We start from the raw sequence: 15,796 nt of genomic DNA, 5'->3' as shown, positions 1-15,796 counted from the left end.
AGGAAATGATGACACATGACAACCCAAGCACAGAAAGCTGTATTACTCCCCGAAGTAGAGGAGAACCGGAAAGTAGATTACCCCGTTCACCCGCTTTTTCTGAACCGCTGGTCCTCACGTGCTTTTGAACCGAAAGAGGTTGCCGACGAAACACTCTATACAATCCTGGAAGCCGCGCGCTGGGCGCCATCCTCAAGCAATTTGCAGCCATGGCGATTTATCGTTGCCAAAACGGAAGCACAGAAGCAGCAATTTCAATCATTCATTAAGCCGAACAACCGCTTGTGGACGGATCATGCGCCAGTACTTGTGCTCGTTCTTTCGCACAAGCTCCGTCAAGACGGAGCCCTGAATGGTGCCCACGCGTTCGATGCTGGTGCAGCTTGGGCCTCGCTTGCTTTTCAAGCCCATTTGCTGGGTCTTGCAACGCGAGCTGTCGGCGGCTATGACAGAGATATAGCCCGTGAAGTGCTAGGCGTACCCGAGGCGTATGAATTGCATGCGGTAATTGCTCTAGGCTACCGCGGAGCCAGTGAGGGCTTGCCAAGTGAACTGCAAGAGCGCGAACTGCCGAATGGTCGACGTCCACTTAGCGAGAGCATTATCGAAGGCGCCTTCTAGTTGATGGAGCCGTGTCCAGACGTTGGCTGTTCAGCTAGAAAGAGGGCATGCAACGATCGCTGAGATTGGGGCTAAATAACTAGCTTCACTATATGAACTGGAAATACTACCGCTAAATCGCCCAATAACGCCGATATAGGCATGAATACATGGAATTTCTCCTGTTCATGTGGACGATTGAGCTCGGAAACAGGATTGGAGCAGCGAATTAACGGGATTTTTTCCAGTTATTAAGTTTATCTAGCGGCGACTTGCTTGAAACAAAGGGAGTTTTTCCAGCTAATTCGATTCGGCTCATAAAAAAGAGGCGATCCCAAATCATTCAATGAATGAGGGAGAGCCTCTTTTTTGAACTTTTTGAGACAGCCTATTTTCTTAATCCGTAATGTTATTCATATAGTAGGCGATAATATCTTTGCGGCGAATAATGCCTAAGAATATTTGTTTATCATCGACGACGGGAACAAAATTCTGATCGGCTGCTTTGGCTAGCATATCCTCCATATAAGCATCAATGGAGACACATTCGTTGCGAATATGCTTTTTAATCGTGCTTACAGGGATCTCATCCATGTTGTCGAAGGAAACACCCGGTTTATTTTTGAGCGTCCACAAAAGGTCGCCTTCGGATAGTGTTCCAACGTATTTGCCGGCTTCATCAACGATGGGAAGTGCTGTATAATAGTGCTGCTCTAATTGTTCCATTGCTTCCTTCATGGAAGAGGATGACCTAATAAAGGCTACTTTGTCTTTCGGAAAAAGAAATGAGGCAGTTTTCATGGTCGTAATTACCTTTCAGGGAATTTTCAAAACATGATACATCCATTAAACCATACTTTTGACCAAAAGGCCTTGAAAGATCTTTCCATAATCGAGAGAGACTTCATTATCATATACCCAAATGACTACAATTACTAACAGTATAAAACAAATTTTATCAAAAAAAATTAATAGAGAAAAGATTGTCATCAACGTATATACTTGTCTTATGGGAATCTATGCTAATTTGAACCACTGGGAGGAGTATTTCATCATGTTGAAAATTGCAATTGCCGGAACAGGATGGTTTGCTGATAAGCACGCAAGTTTGTTAGCCGCTAGGGAGGATGCACAAGTTGTTGCTTTTCTAGGATCTTCGCTGCCCAAGGCAGAGAAGATCGCGCAGAAATTTGCTGGTGCGCAAGCATTTGACGAGATCGAACAGATGCTGGATACGGTTAAACCAGACGCTGTATACATAAGTGTTCCACCTATGGCGCATGGTCGTATTGAAGATGCAATTGTGGAGCGAAATATCCCATTCCTGATCGAAAAACCAATTGGACTGGATATGGAAACGGTGAATCGCATCCAAGATCAGGTGACAACCAGGAATATCATCACCTCCGTTGGTTATCATATCCGATATACGGATACGGTCCAAAAGGCGAAAGAACTGCTGGAAACCCGCAAAGTTGGTATGGCTGTTGGCAGTTGGCTAGGAGATATGCCAGGGGTTCATTGGTGGCGCAAGCAGAGTGGTTCTGGTGGACAATTTATCGAACAAACGACACACATTGTCGATTTGGTTCGCTATTTGGTTGGCGAAGTAGAGGAAGTATATGCGGTTTATGCGCAGCAGCATATGCATACGAAGCATGACGGCGTTGATGTGGCTGATGTTGGAGCTGTGACTTTAAAGCTCGCAGGTGGTGCCGTTGCGTCCATCACGAATACGTGCATGCTACCTTTCGGGCATCGATCGGGATTGGAACTGTTTACAGATAAAGGTGTTTTGGAAATCCAACAAAGTCGGTACCTAAAGAATCATGAAGGTTCACAAACAACGGAGTATAAGAACCTCCTCAATCCCTATGAAATCGAGACAGATGCCTTCTTGCATGCGATCAAAACCGGGGATCGGTCACGAATTTTGACGGATTACGCCGACGCGGCTGTCACGCTGCGCATTACTTTAGCTGCATTGGAGTCTTCCAGAAGCGGGATGCCCGTTAAATTACGATAATAATAAGATTGAGACCAAACATCGCTTAATGGCGGTGTTTTTTTTCATCTATACGTAATTTCATAGCCTGTCAGGTATAAGCCTCCAGCGTAACGTGTATATATAAAACATGTTATTGGAAGCGGTTACAACTTGTCCCATGAAGAAGCAATTCACCGATCTTATCCTCGGCCAAACATGCAGGAATAGCTATCATGTCGAAGGAGGCGATCATATGGAACTGGCCTTAACGGATGAACAGAATATGATTCGTGCTATGGTGCGGGATTTTGCCAAAAACGAAATTGAACCTACGGCTGCTAAAAGGGATGAAGAAGAACGATTCGATCGTACCCTGTTCGATAAAATGGGAGTGCTTGGCCTGACGGGAATCCCGTGGCCTGAAGCATATGGGGGGATCGGCTCCGACTTCTTGACGTATGCCATTGTCGTCGAGGAACTCTCGAAGGCGTGTGCTTCTACTGGTGTGATGCTTTCCGTTCATACATCCTTAGTTTCTTGGGCGATCTCCAAGTACGGGACGGAAGCGCAGAAAATAGCGTTTTTGCGGCCGCTGGCTCAAGGCAAGAAGCTAGGCGCATACAGCTTGACAGAAAGTGGCTCAGGCTCTGATGCGGGAGCGATGAAAACAACGGCTGTCAGGGATGGAGACCATTATGTACTAAATGGTTCCAAGCTTTTCGTCACAAATGGCGGCGAAGCGGACATCTATATCGTTTTTGCTATGACGGATCTAGTGAACAAGAAGCGCGGGTGCAGCGCATTTCTCGTAGAGAAAGGGTCCGAGGGTTTCATTTTCGGCCACAAGGAAAAAAAACTGGGCATCCGCTCTTCGCCAACTCTCGAACTGCAATTCGAGAATTGCCGCGTACCTGCGGGTCATTTGCTGGGCGAGGAGGGTGAGGGCTTCCGAATTGCCATGCGAAGTCTGGACGGCGGGCGAATCGGCATTGCCGCGCAGGCGCTGGGGATCGCCCAGGCAGCGATGGAAGCTTCCATTGCCTATGCGAAGCAGCGCAAGCAGTTCGGGAAGCCGATCGGAGCGCAGCAGGCCATTGCTTTTAAACTTGCTGATATGGCGACCCAGATTGAAGCGGCTAGACTGCTGACCTATCAAGCAGCATGGAAGGAAAGCAAAGGCTTGCCATATGGGAAAGAGGCTGCCATAGCGAAGCTTTTTGCCAGTGATACGGCTGTAGCTGTCAGTATTGAAGCTGTTCAAATTTTCGGTGGCTACGGATACACGAAAGATTATCCAGTAGAGCGCTATATGCGCGACGCGAAGGTCACACAAATCTATGAAGGGACGAATGAGATTCAGCGTATTGTGATTTCCCGCATGCTGCTTGCCGACTAGACGCGGCAGGAAGAGAGGAAGGGGAGCGATGAGATGAGTAACAGCTATCACCCTGGACTGGAGAATGTCATTGCAAGTGAGACGGGGATTTCCTTTCTGGATGTTGAGAAAGAAGAAATTGTTGTTCGTGGGTATGACCTCATTGAGCTTGCGCAGCATGTTACCTATTTGGATGTTGCAGCGTTGTTGCTTGAGGGCGATCTGCCTGATGAAGATGAACGAGTGGCGTTTGAGGAGAGAATTAAAAGCGAATACGGACTGCCATCGAACGTTTGTTCGATTCTTCGGTTGCTGCCTGAACAATCCAACCTAATGGATGTGCTGCGAACAGGGATTTCAGCTTTGGCTAGCTACGATAATGAGCTTGAAGACCGTTCTAGGGAGGCAAATACACGAAAAGCAATCAGATTGCTGGCGAAGGTACCGCAAATTGTAGCAAATGGCTATCAAGCTAAGACCAAACAAACGTTCGCAGAACCACGTGAGGACCTATCTTATTCAGCTAATTTTCTGTACATGATTACGGGGAAGGTACCCACGAAGATGGAAGAGGATATTTTTGACCAATCTCTCATCGTTTATAGCGAGCATGAAATGCCGAATTCGACATTCGCGGCAAGAGTGATTGCTTCGACACAGTCTGATCTATATGGCGCGCTTACAGGCGCAGTTGCTTCGTTGAAAGGAACGCTGCACGGAGGCGCCAATGAAGCGGTCATGGAGATGCTCCTTGCGGCAGGTTCGGAAGGCAACCTCGAAACGCTCATGTTAAGCAAGCTAGCTCGGAAAGAGCGTATTATGGGTTTCGGTCATCGGGTTTATATGAGAAAAGCCGATCCACGCGCACTGCTAATGAAAGATGCGTTAGCGGCACTTGCTTTAGAGAAAAATCAACCTGAGCTGTACACGATGTGTGTGGTTGGTGAGGAAGTCATGAAACGCGAGAAAAATCTGCATCCGAACTTGGACTATTACGCAGCCCCTGTCTATTATTTGCTCGGTATTCCAATTGAATTGTTCACACCGGTATTTCTCGCTGCCCGTACAATTGGCGTTAGCAGCCATGTGATGGAGCAGCATGCGAATAATCGGCTATTCCGGCCTCGTGTACAGTATACGGGACCTCGCAACTTACATCCTTGAGCGCTGGAAATTAATTTGCCAGAAAGGACGACATTGTGAATGAGTGGATACGAGAACATTGCCGATAAGGAGATGACTTTTGACCCATTAATTGAAGAAATAGCTGATTACACGTTAAACGCACATATTGCAAGTGAAGAGGCGTATCGCATTGCGCAGCATGTCTTATTGGATTCCCTCGGAACCGGCTTACTTGCACTGCGTTTTCCAGAGTGTACGAAACACTTGGGCCCGATTGTGCCAGGAGCGAGCTTGCCAGGAGGCGCCCGGGTGCCAGGAACCCGATATGAGCTCGACCCCGTACATGCCGCATTCAATATCGGATGCATGATTCGTTGGCTCGATTATAACGATACGTGGTTGGCTGCAGAATGGGGGCATCCATCCGACAATTTAGGTTGTATTGTGGCGCTTGCCGACTATATTAGCCGCTGCAGGGTGGCAGAGGGTAAAATGCCGCTCTATGTGAAGGATATCCTCACAATGTGCATTAAGGCGCACGAGATTCAAGGCGTACTGGCGCTAGAAAATAGCTTAAATCGTGTAGGGTTAGATCATGTTCATCTTGTTAAAATAGCTTCAACAGCCGTGGCCACAGCCATGTTAGGTGGAACCAAAGCGGAAGTGTGCAGCGCTCTTTCGAATGCATGGATTGATGGAGCCAGCTTAAGAACGTATAGGCATGCACCAAATACAGGCTCGCGCAAGTCCTGGGCTGCCGGGGATGCAACAAGCCGCGCCGTTCGTCTGGCCTTAATGGCTGTGGGCGGCGAAATGGGATATGCAACCGCGCTTTCGGCCAAAACGTGGGGCTTTCAAGATGTGTTATTCCGAGGCAAGGAGCTAACTCTAGGGCGAGCGCTTGATTCTTATGTGATGGAACATATTTTATTTAAAATTTCATTTCCTGCCGAATTTCATGCACAGACAGCAGTGGAATGCGCGCTTGAGCTGCATCCTCTGATAAGCGAACGTATAGAGGAAATTGCATCTATCACGCTTACTACCCATCAATCCGCAATCCGGATCATCGATAAAAAAGGACCTTTGTCGAATCCGGCGGACCGGGATCATTGCTTGCAATACATGGTCGCTATCGGACTGCTGTATGGGACACTTACAGCTGAGCATTATGAAGACAGCATCGCGAAAGATCCGCGAATAGATGCGATAAGGGCGAAGATGATCGTGACCGAAGAGGAGCAGTACAGCAAGGATTATCTGGACCCGGACAAACGCTCGATCGCGAATGCGGTCCAAATTCATTTTCAGGATGGCTCTTCTACGGAGAAAGTTGTCTGTGAATACCCGATCGGCCATCGCAGGCGGCGTGCGGAAGGGCTTCCCAAGGTGATAGAGAAATTTGAGTCTAACCTTCTAACCCGCTTCCCTAAGAAAAAATCGGCTGACATTTTGAACCTTACTCTCGATTACGAGCGTTTCATTCAAACGCCATGTCAGGAGTTCCTTTCGCTTTTTGTTATTTGACCGATGGTATGAATGCAGGAGGTTCCTATGGCATGGCTTATTGAAGAAGAACCTGATCAAAATCAATTAGCTGCCCGCTTTCGTCAACTCGTTGAAGAGGGTCCTATTGTCCAAATTCCCGGCGCACACGATGGGATGGCAGCACTTATTGCCAAGCAAGCCAAGTTTGAAGCCATTTATCTTTCTGGTGCGGCTTATACGGCTAGCAGAGGACTGCCGGATTTGGGGCTCATCTACTCCAATGAGGTGGCAGAGCGCGCCCGTGAGCTGGTTCGCGCGTCAGGTCTTCCGCTGCTGGTTGATATCGACACCGGCTTCGGAGGTGTTCTGAATGCCGCACGAACGGCGAAAGAGATGGTGGAAGCTAAAGTCGCAGCCGTTCAAATAGAAGATCAAGAAATGCCGAAGAAATGCGGGCATTTGAACGGGAAAAAGCTGATTTCCACAGAGGAGATGATGCAAAAGATCCAAACGATCAAGGCCGTTTCCCCTTCCCTATATTTGATAGCGCGCACAGATGCGAAAAGTGTGGAAGGATTGGACGCAGCAATCGAAAGGGCGAAGCATTATGTAGCGGCAGGCGCAGATGCCATTTTCCCAGAAGCACTGGAGAAGGAGGAGGAATTCCTCAGATTTAGTCAAGCGTTAGACTCTCCACTACTCGCAAATATGACGGAGTTCGGAAGAACGCCGTATTTTACGGCGCAGCAGTTTGAAAGCTGGGGATTTCGCATGGTGATTTACCCCGTTACTTCCCTGCGTGTAGCGGCCAAGGCAATGGAGATCGTGTTTGAGGAGATTCAGAGGACCGGCACGCAGAAGCAATCTCTAAGCCACATGCAAACCCGCAGTGAGCTATACGAGACGATTCGTTATTTCGAGTATGAAGCGCTGGATGGAAAAATTGCCAAAACCGTTTTGCCCGATAAGGGCTAGGCCTCACTGATACCTAATGTCGGTGGGGTTTTTGTGCACATCCGTCATCAGGGGGAAAGGAGGTTCAGCGGTGTCATCAGGGAATCATAAAGTGCGATTCGTCACGGCTTCCGCTTTGTTCGACGGTCATGATGTGTCAATAACGATTATGCGGCGGATTCTGCAAGCTAGCGGAGTGGAAGTTATTCATCTGGGTCATAACCGGTCGGTTCAAGAGATTGTGCAGGCAGCGATTCAGGAAGATGTTCAAGGCATTGCCGTTTCCTCTTATCAAGGCGGACATGTTGAATTTTTCACCTATATGATTGATTTGCTGCGTGAAAAGGGAGCCTCCCGCATCAAAGTATTCGGTGGAGGGGGCGGCGTCATCCTGCCTTCGGAGATCAAACGGCTGCATGACTATGGCGTTACACGCCTTTTTTCGCCAGACGATGGCAGGGAATTAGGGCTTCAAGGCATGATTTCTTACATGATGAAAGAATGCGATTTCTGTACGGTTGCTACGGATCTGGAGGGAGGTATCGGTACCAAGGGAGGGAAGGATCATAGGTCACTTGCGCAGCGTATTACAGCGGCGGAACTCGCATGTGAAACTGAAGCGGGTAGACCGTCAGAAGATCCAGTCAACTCGCTGGGACAGGTGACAGCGTGCCCCATTGTTGGGATCACTGGCACAGGAGGAGCGGGTAAGAGCTCCTTAACAGACGAAATCGTCCAGCGCTTCCTGCGGCAATATCCGGATAAATCGATAGCGATTCTATCGGTGGACCCAACCAAACAGCGAAGCGGGGGAGCTTTGCTTGGGGATCGGATACGCATGAATGCTGTCCATTCACAGCGTGTGTATATGCGCAGTATGGCTACACGTGGCTCGGGAAATGAATTATCCGCTGCGATTAGTCCTGCTATTGCTGTTCTGAAAGAAGCGGGCTTTGATCTGATCCTTATCGAAACGAGTGGAATTGGTCAAGGGGATCACCAGATTACTAAACTTGCAGATGTTTCCCTTTATGTGATGACTAGCGAATTCGGTGCGCCTTCGCAACTGGAGAAGATCGATATGCTTGATTACGCAGATTTGGTGGCGATCAATAAATTCGATCGGCGAGGGTCAGAGGACGCACTCCGAGATGTGAAGAAGCAGGTGCAGCGAAATCACAGCAGATTCTCTGAGCCTTATGAAACGATGCCAGTCTATGGCACGATGGCTAGTCAATTTAACGATATCGGTGTAGATACGTTATTTAAGGCACTAATCGATACGTTGAACCGTAAGTGCACATTGCAATGGCGAGTGGATGGCTTCGCGCCTAAGGCTCATTCGAAAACGCATGTTATTATTCCCGTGGATCGAACGCGATATTTGGGTGAAATCGCTCAGAGCATACGGTCCTATCATGCTTTTGCTGAAAAGGAGGCGGAATTGGCGAGTTCTGGCTACAGGTTGGATGGCGCTATTGCTGCTGCAAGGCAAGCCCAAGCTGCAGATGAAAGCTTAGCTACGCTGCAAGCTATCAAGCTGAGCTTAGAGAATCAGATGCATAAAGATACGCTCCGTATGCTGGCTCAGTGGCCCGAACGTCAGAAGCAATACAGCGGAAAGACGTTCATTACCCGGATTCGGGATAAAGAAATCGTGACGGAACTTACCACGGCAAGCTTATCGGGACTAGATATTCCGAAGATCAGCCTGCCTAAATACCGAGATACTGGCGATATTACCCGGTGGCTGTACCGAGAGAATGTGCCTGGCGAATTTCCGTATACCGCAGGCGTGTTTCCTTTTAAACGTACAGCAGAAGACCCCAAACGTCAGTTCGCAGGAGAGGGCACGCCAGAACGAACGAATCTGAGATTTCATTATTTATCCAAAAATGATCAAGCCAAACGTCTCAGCACAGCCTTTGACTCTGTCACGTTGTATGGGGAGGATCCTGCGGAGCGGCAAGATATTTATGGCAAAATTGGCGAAAGCGGCGTCAGTATCTGCACGTTAGATGATATGAAAAAGCTGTATGCCGGCTTCGATCTATGTGATCCAATGACATCTGTATCCATGACGATTAATGGGCCTGCACCAATCATTTTGGCGATGTATATGAATACGGCGGTGATGGATCAGATCGCACGTTTTGCGCAGAAATGCGGAAGAGAGCCAACAAGGGATGAGGCCAACGAAATTCGCAGAACAACGCTGAAATCCGTTCGGGGAACGGTGCAAGCGGATATTTTGAAGGAGGATCAGGGACAGAACACCTGTATATTTTCTACAGAATTCGCGCTGCGGATGATGGGCGACATTCAGCAGTATTTCATCGATCAGGAAGTGCGGAATTACTATTCGGTTTCCATCTCCGGTTATCATATCGCGGAGGCTGGGGCGAACCCGATTTCACAGCTCGCTTTTACACTGGCGAATGGCTTTACATATGTGGAATATTATTTATCCCGTGGGATGTCGATTGATGACTTTGCGCCGAATCTTTCCTTCTTTTTCAGCAATGGGTTAGATCCGGAATATACCGTCATCGGCCGAGTAGCGCGCCGCATATGGGCTGTGGCTATGAAAGTTAAATATGGCGGGAACGATCGCAGCCAGAAGCTGAAATATCATATACAAACCTCAGGGCGTTCTTTGCATGCGCAGGAAATGGATTTTAATGACATTCGAACGACGCTTCAGGCTTTGATGGCGCTGCTGGATAACTGCAATTCCCTGCACACAAATTCTTATGATGAGGCTGTAACAACGCCTACGGAAGAGTCGGTTCGCCGAGCGATGGCGATTCAGTTGATCATTACGAAAGAGCTTGGTTTTATCAAAAACGAAAACATGCTTCAGGGCTCCTTTATCATTGAGGAATTGACAGATTTGGTCGAGGAGGCTGTTCTGCAAGAGCTTGAGCGCATTAGTGATCGTGGCGGTGTGCTCGGCGCAATGGAGTCGCAGTATCAGAGGGGTAAAATTCAGAATGAATCGATGCTATATGAGATGAAAAAACATGAAGGTGACTTGCCGATCATTGGCGTCAATACGTTCCTGAATCCAAATCCACCTGTAGGGGACATGGATATTCCACTTGCTCGAGCATCAACTGCGGAGAAAGATCAACAAATTACCCATCTTCGGGAGTTTCTTGATCGAAATCAACAGGCAGCTCCAGTGGCACTGCAGAAGCTTCAAGAAGTGGCGCTGTCCGGCGGTAATATCTTTGCGGAATTGATGGAAACTGTCAAGGTCGCGAGTCTCGGGCAAATTACACGTGCGCTGTATCAGGTTGGCGGGCAATATCGCAGAAACATGTAGAGAGCAGAAGAGGAGGAATAGCGATGTCTTCTCAGCACATTCTCAAGCATCAACAGCTGGGTTTAACGGACGATGACGTGCTGAAGATGTATTCTTACATGCTGAAAGCGAGAAAGTTTGATGAACGCGCTACCCTGCTGCAAAGATCCGGTAAAACGGCATTTCACATTTCCAGCATCGGTCAAGAAGCCGCTCAGGTGGCGGCAGCGTTCGCTTTGGATAAACAACAGGACTATTTTCTTCCGTATTACAGAGATTATGCTTTCGTGCTCACGATTGGCATGACGGTCCAGGAACTGCTGTTGGCTGCGCTGTTTAAAGCAGAGGATATTAACGGCGGCAGGCAAATGCCAGGCCATTTCGGTTATAAAAAGCTCCATATCGTATCGGGCTCAAGCCCAGTAGCTACACAAGTGCTTCATGCGGTTGGTATTGCACTGACAGCCTTGATGAGGAAGGAAGAGCATATTGCCTTCGTAACTTTTGGTGAAGGCTCAAGTAATCAGGGAGATGTGCATGAGGCTTTTAATTTCGCTGGTGTATTCAAGCTGCCTGTGATATTCATGTGCGAAAACAATCAATATGCGATTTCTATTCCTGCCCATCGGCAGGTCGCCGGTCGTGTTGTTGATCGTGCCGCAGGGTACGGCTTTCCTGGTCAACGTGTTGACGGTAATGATGCCCTGGAAGTGTATCGTGCGGTGAAAGAAGCAAGAGAGCGTGCTGTTCGTGGCTATGGCCCCACATTGATAGAAGCGATGATGTATCGAATTCCGCCTCATTCCACGGCTGATGACGATATGCTATATAGGACGAAGGAGGAAGTTGAGTATCACAAAGAGCAGGATGGCGTTCAGCGGTTCCGGCGTTATTTGTTAGAAAGTGACGTGCTTAGTGAGGAGCTGGATCGCGCCTTGCAAGAGAACATTGCCAAAGAAGTGAATGAAGCCACGAAATACGCTGAAAAATCGCCATATCCGGCCCCCGAAGACGTGCTGCGACATGTGTATGCGGAAGATGGAGGTGATGTTTGAGATGCCAATCATAACCTACTTGGAGGCTATTCGTTCAGCGATGGCGGAAGAAATGGAGCGGGATGAATGCGTTTTTGTACTAGGCGAAGATATCGGCAAAGGGGGCGTCTTGAACGCAACGAAAGGCATGCGCGATAAATTCGGCGAGCTGCGGGTGCTCGATACTCCGCTTTCTGAGTCGGCCATTGTGGGAGTCGCAATTGGAGCAGCAATGGTAGGGATGAGGCCGATTGCAGAAATTCAATTTGCTGATTTCATTTTTCCAGCAGTGAACCAAATCATCAGCGAAGCCGCAAAGATCCGTTACCGCTCGAATAATGACTGGCATTGCCCGATCGTAATTCGCGCACCTTATGGCGCCACTGGCGGCGGGGGACTGTATCATTCACAATGTCCTGAATCGGTATTTTTTGGTACGCCGGGTCTCAAAATCGTTGCACCGTCAACGGCCTATGATGCCAAGGGATTATTGAAAGCAGCGATCAGGGACGAGGATCCGGTACTCTTTTTTGAACATAAAAAATGTTATCTCTCCGTATCGGATGAAGTTCCTGCGGATGATTATCTTGTGCCGATCGGTAAAGCGGTGACTCGTCGCGAAGGGACGGATATCACGGTCATTGCTTACGGTCTATCTGTGCATCATGCCATGAAAGCAGCGGCTGAACTGGATTTAGAAGGAGTCAGCACAGAGCTGCTTGATCTGCGGACGCTTCATCCTCTTGATCAGTCAGCTATTTTTGAGGCAGCAGCGAAAACGGGGAAAGTTCTAATTGTCCATGAGGATAACAAAACTGGCGGCATTGGTGCAGAGATATCGGCGATGTTGGCTGAACATCTGTTATATGAATTGGATGCTCCCATCATGCGCTGCTGTCCACCGGACGTTCCACCTGTCGGGATGGCGCCGACGCTAGAGAAATTCTACTTGCCAAATGTGGATTCGGTAAAGGACGCGATGCGCCAACTAGCGGAATTGTAGAGGAGGGTGGACATGGCGCATAACGAGGAATTAGGTGCAGGTCTCCCAGGCGATCAAATGCTGGCTGTAACTCCAATGCGACAGGCGATTGCATCCCGTATGCAGCAAAGTGTCACCGAAATTCCCCATGCGTGGCTGATGATCGAGGTGGACGTTAGTCAACTTGTCGCGTTAAGGAACAAGCTGAAGGATTCCTTCTTGATTACTGAAGGATTGCCATTAACGATCTCACCGTTTGTGTTAAAAGGGATCGTGAATGCTTTAAAAGAATTCCCACTGATGAATGCATCATGGACGCCTGAAGGCATTGCCGTCAAAAGGCATATCAATGTCTCCATCGCAATTGGCTCTGAGGACGCGGTGATTGCGCCTGTTATTCATCATGCCGACCACAAGTCCATAGCTGGCTTAGCTTTTGAGCTGTTTGATTTAGTCAAACGAGCTAAAGCTCGTGCATTGCAAGTGACGGATATGCAAGGCGGTACGTTTACTTTTAATAATACAGGAGCATTTGGCTCCATGCTTTCTTATCCCATTATTCAACATCAGCAAGCGGCTATTCTCACCTTTGAGAAAATTGTGCGAAAACCGGTAGTGATTCAAGAAATGATTGCGATAAGATCCATGGTCTCTATCTGCCTCTCATTTGATCATCGTTTGCTTGATGGCAGGATTTGCGGTCGTTTTTTGCAGCGAGTTAAGCATTATTTAGAGAAATATGATGAGGAAACGACAATCTACTGAGGCTTCTCACCTTAGGAGGATTAACGTATGAGGGAAAGTGTCATTGTTGGAGGTGCTCGCACACCGTTTGGGAAATTCGGCGGTGGATTAAAGGATGTTTCGGCAGTCGAGCTTGGGGGTAATGCCATTCGAGAGGCGATTCTGCGTTCCTCTCTTGAGCCGTCTGCGATTGAGGCCGTCATCATGGGGATGGTCCTGCAAGGGGGAGCAGGGCAGAATCCTGCGCGTCAGGCTGCGCGCTTGGCGGGTCTGGACTGGAGCGTTACGGCAGAAACGATCAATAAAGTATGTTCATCGGGACTTCGAAGTGTCACCCTTGCTGATCAAATGATCCGCTCTGGCGATGCAGCGTGCATGGTTGCCGGGGGCATGGAGAGCATGAGTAGTAGCCCTTTCTTGCTGCCGAGCACACGCTGGGGCGCGCGAATGGGGAATCAAACGACCATTGACTTGATGGTTCACGATGGATTGTTATGTCCATTTGAACACGTCCAAATGTTCGTTCATGGCAGTGACGTTGCCGGAGAGTTCGGCTTGAGCCGTGTAGCGCAGGATGAGTGGGCCTATCGCAGTCATGTTCTGGCAGTTGAGGCGAGAAAGAAAGGGTATTTGGCGGAAGAAATTGTACCTATTGTTGTGCAAGCGAAGCATGGAACGAAGCTGATTGATCAAGACGAAGGTCCCCGTGAGGATACGAGTATGGAGAAGCTTGACGTTTTGCCGGCACTGGTGAAAGGTGGCACGATAACTGCCGGAAATGCTCCTAGTGTTAACGATGGGGCGGCTGCGATGGTCGTGATGTCGAAGGATAAAGCGTTAGCCCAAGGTGTGAGCCCGCTTGCAACAATTGTCGGGCATGCGAGCGTTGGGGAAAGAGCGCCGTACATTGCAATAACACCAGCGCTCGCGATTCAAAAGCTTTTAAGGCAAACAGGTATGAAACTGGAACAAATCAGCCGGTTTGAAGTGAATGAAGCCTTCGCTGCTGTCTTGTTGACCAGCGAACAATTACTAGGATGGAATCCGGAGCTAGTCAACGTTAACGGGGGAGCTATTGCGCTTGGTCATCCCATCGGCGCCAGCGGTGCACGGATTCTGCTCACACTCATTCATGAGCTGCGGAGAATGGGTGGTGGCTACGGAATAGCCGCTATTTGCAGCGGGGCTGCACAAGGTGATGCCATTCTCATTCGCGTAGATGGCTGACTAGGATTGAGGGGAGCGGGACTATGAACATACAGACCATCATGGTCATTGGCGCTGGACAAATGGGGAGCGGGATCGCACAGGTGGCTGCTGCTGCAGGCTTTCAGGTGCTGCTGCACGATTCATCCCCTGAATTTCTGAACAGGGGCATGCTGGCGATTAACAAACAGTTAAGCCGAAATGTTGATAAAGGCAAACTGACACCAGAAGGGATGTCGGAGATCGTTAGCCGCATACAGTCAACAGAGTTTGTAGAGCTTGCGGAGCAAGCTGATCTGGTGATTGAAGCGATATCCGAAAATATGGCGCTGAAGGTCTTGCTGTTCCATAGGCTGGACAGTCTATGTCCGGCTCATACGATTCTGGCGACGAATACGTCATCGCTTCCTATTTCGGAAATTGCAGCCGTTACGGGTCGACCTGAGAAAGTGATTGGGATGCATTTTATGAATCCAGTGCCGGTCATGCCTTTGGTTGAAGTGATCCGAGGGTTGGAGACGTCCCAGGAAGTGTTCGAGGTTGTTTATGAGCTGAGTCAGCGTATGGGTAAAACGCCGGTTGAGGTGAATGACTTTCCTGGGTTTGTTTCTAACCGCATTCTGATGCCGATGATTAACGAAGCCATTTTCACCGTATACGAAGGCGTAGCTTCCATTGAATCCGTGGATAACGTGATGAAGCTTGGCATGAATCATCCGATGGGACCGCTGGAGCTCGCGGATTTCATTGGACTGGATACGTGTCTTTCGATCATGGAAATTCTGTATGATGGTTTTAAAGATTCCAAATACCGGCCTTGTCCGCTGCTGCGTAAATATGTGAAAGCGGGTCGATTAGGGCGTAAATCGGGGCAGGGATTTTACTCCTACCAAGAATGAATGGCGCTCAGAAGGTTATCGCGAACAAAGCAGAGAGGAAACTACTGGACGTACTTTACGCTGAAAATAAGCGTTGCGTCCATGTAGTTTCCTTA

Annotated in this window: 13 protein-coding genes; 12 read left to right on the top strand and 1 reads right to left on the bottom strand. The window is 48.7% G+C overall.

The window, feature by feature from the left end; all coding sequences use genetic code 11:
• The first annotated feature begins 15 nt into the window (after positions 1–15).
• A complete protein-coding gene (locus tag GQF01_RS32500) occupies positions 16–621 on the top strand; it encodes a nitroreductase family protein (protein WP_161411259.1) in 606 nt (201 codons plus the stop codon).
• Positions 622–996: 375 nt separating this feature from the next.
• Here GQF01_RS32500 and GQF01_RS32495 read toward each other — a convergent pair whose 3' ends face one another.
• Complete coding sequence (locus GQF01_RS32495; RefSeq protein WP_161411258.1) at positions 997–1,401, bottom strand: CBS domain-containing protein; 405 nt, start codon at positions 1,399–1,401, stop codon at positions 997–999.
• 253 nt (positions 1,402–1,654) lie between these two features.
• Between GQF01_RS32495 and GQF01_RS32490 the strand changes: the two genes are divergently transcribed.
• From GQF01_RS32490 to GQF01_RS32440, 11 genes are all read left to right on the top strand, one after another.
• Complete coding sequence (locus GQF01_RS32490; RefSeq protein WP_235960774.1) at positions 1,655–2,626, top strand: Gfo/Idh/MocA family protein; 972 nt, start codon at positions 1,655–1,657, stop codon at positions 2,624–2,626.
• 214 nt (positions 2,627–2,840) lie between these two features.
• Complete coding sequence (locus GQF01_RS32485) at positions 2,841–3,983, top strand: acyl-CoA dehydrogenase (protein WP_161411256.1); 1,143 nt, start codon at positions 2,841–2,843, stop codon at positions 3,981–3,983.
• Between the two features lie 33 nt (positions 3,984–4,016).
• On the top strand, positions 4,017–5,126 hold the full coding sequence (gene mmgD, locus GQF01_RS32480) for a citrate synthase (RefSeq protein ID WP_161411254.1): 1,110 nt from the start codon (positions 4,017–4,019) through the stop codon (positions 5,124–5,126).
• A gap of 39 nt (positions 5,127–5,165) precedes the next feature.
• A complete protein-coding gene (locus GQF01_RS32475; protein WP_161411253.1) occupies positions 5,166–6,614 on the top strand; it encodes a bifunctional 2-methylcitrate dehydratase/aconitate hydratase in 1,449 nt (482 codons plus the stop codon).
• Between the two features lie 27 nt (positions 6,615–6,641).
• The gene (prpB, locus tag GQF01_RS32470; RefSeq protein ID WP_161411251.1) at positions 6,642–7,550 is read left to right on the top strand and encodes a methylisocitrate lyase; all 909 of its coding nucleotides are present in this window, start codon (positions 6,642–6,644) and stop codon (positions 7,548–7,550) included.
• 70 nt (positions 7,551–7,620) lie between these two features.
• A complete protein-coding gene (gene icmF / locus GQF01_RS32465) occupies positions 7,621–10,857 on the top strand; it encodes a fused isobutyryl-CoA mutase/GTPase IcmF (RefSeq protein WP_328803577.1) in 3,237 nt (1,078 codons plus the stop codon).
• A 23-nt stretch (positions 10,858–10,880) separates the two neighbouring features.
• On the top strand, positions 10,881–11,891 hold the full coding sequence (locus tag GQF01_RS32460) for a thiamine pyrophosphate-dependent dehydrogenase E1 component subunit alpha (protein ID WP_161411247.1): 1,011 nt from the start codon (positions 10,881–10,883) through the stop codon (positions 11,889–11,891).
• Between the two features lies 1 nt (position 11,892).
• Positions 11,893–12,873 (top strand): alpha-ketoacid dehydrogenase subunit beta, encoded by a 981-nt coding sequence (locus GQF01_RS32455; protein ID WP_161411246.1) that lies wholly within the window; start codon positions 11,893–11,895, stop codon positions 12,871–12,873.
• Positions 12,874–12,885: 12 nt separating this feature from the next.
• Entirely contained in the window at positions 12,886–13,617 is a 732-nt protein-coding gene (locus tag GQF01_RS32450) for a dihydrolipoamide acetyltransferase family protein (protein WP_161411244.1), read from the top strand.
• Between the two features lie 27 nt (positions 13,618–13,644).
• Positions 13,645–14,823: an acetyl-CoA C-acetyltransferase gene (locus GQF01_RS32445; RefSeq protein ID WP_161411242.1), complete on the top strand. Its 1,179-nt coding sequence runs from the start codon at positions 13,645–13,647 to the stop codon at positions 14,821–14,823.
• 23 nt (positions 14,824–14,846) lie between these two features.
• Complete coding sequence (locus GQF01_RS32440) at positions 14,847–15,701, top strand: 3-hydroxybutyryl-CoA dehydrogenase (protein ID WP_161411240.1); 855 nt, start codon at positions 14,847–14,849, stop codon at positions 15,699–15,701.
• Positions 15,702–15,796: the final 95 nt, after the last annotated feature.

The sequence above is a fragment of the Paenibacillus silvestris genome, assembly GCF_009882985.1.
Classification (GTDB): domain Bacteria; phylum Bacillota; class Bacilli; order Paenibacillales; family NBRC-103111; genus Paenibacillus_E; species Paenibacillus_E silvestris.
The sequence above is the reverse complement of the archived record's forward strand: the minus strand, read 5'-3'. Positions and strand labels throughout refer to the sequence as shown.

Bases quoted from the DNA above. Each gene is read 5' to 3' on its own strand.
- GQF01_RS32445 (WP_161411242.1), top strand. From the start codon at position 13,645: ATGAGGGAAAGTGTCATTGTTGGAGGTGCTCGCACACCGTTTGGGAAA.
- GQF01_RS32485 (WP_161411256.1), top strand. From the start codon at position 2,841: ATGGAACTGGCCTTAACGGATGAACAGAATATGATTCGTGCTATGGTG.
- GQF01_RS32500 (WP_161411259.1), top strand. From the start codon at position 16: ATGACAACCCAAGCACAGAAAGCTGTATTACTCCCCGAAGTAGAGGAG.
- GQF01_RS32460 (WP_161411247.1), top strand. From the start codon at position 10,881: ATGTCTTCTCAGCACATTCTCAAGCATCAACAGCTGGGTTTAACGGAC.
- prpB (WP_161411251.1), top strand. From the start codon at position 6,642: ATGGCATGGCTTATTGAAGAAGAACCTGATCAAAATCAATTAGCTGCC.
- GQF01_RS32455 (WP_161411246.1), top strand. From the start codon at position 11,893: ATGCCAATCATAACCTACTTGGAGGCTATTCGTTCAGCGATGGCGGAA.
- GQF01_RS32440 (WP_161411240.1), top strand. From the start codon at position 14,847: ATGAACATACAGACCATCATGGTCATTGGCGCTGGACAAATGGGGAGC.
- mmgD (WP_161411254.1), top strand. From the start codon at position 4,017: ATGAGTAACAGCTATCACCCTGGACTGGAGAATGTCATTGCAAGTGAG.
- GQF01_RS32490 (WP_235960774.1), top strand. From the start codon at position 1,655: ATGTTGAAAATTGCAATTGCCGGAACAGGATGGTTTGCTGATAAGCAC.
- GQF01_RS32495 (WP_161411258.1), bottom strand. From the start codon at position 1,401: ATGAAAACTGCCTCATTTCTTTTTCCGAAAGACAAAGTAGCCTTTATT.
- GQF01_RS32450 (WP_161411244.1), top strand. From the start codon at position 12,886: ATGGCGCATAACGAGGAATTAGGTGCAGGTCTCCCAGGCGATCAAATG.
- GQF01_RS32475 (WP_161411253.1), top strand. From the start codon at position 5,166: ATGAGTGGATACGAGAACATTGCCGATAAGGAGATGACTTTTGACCCA.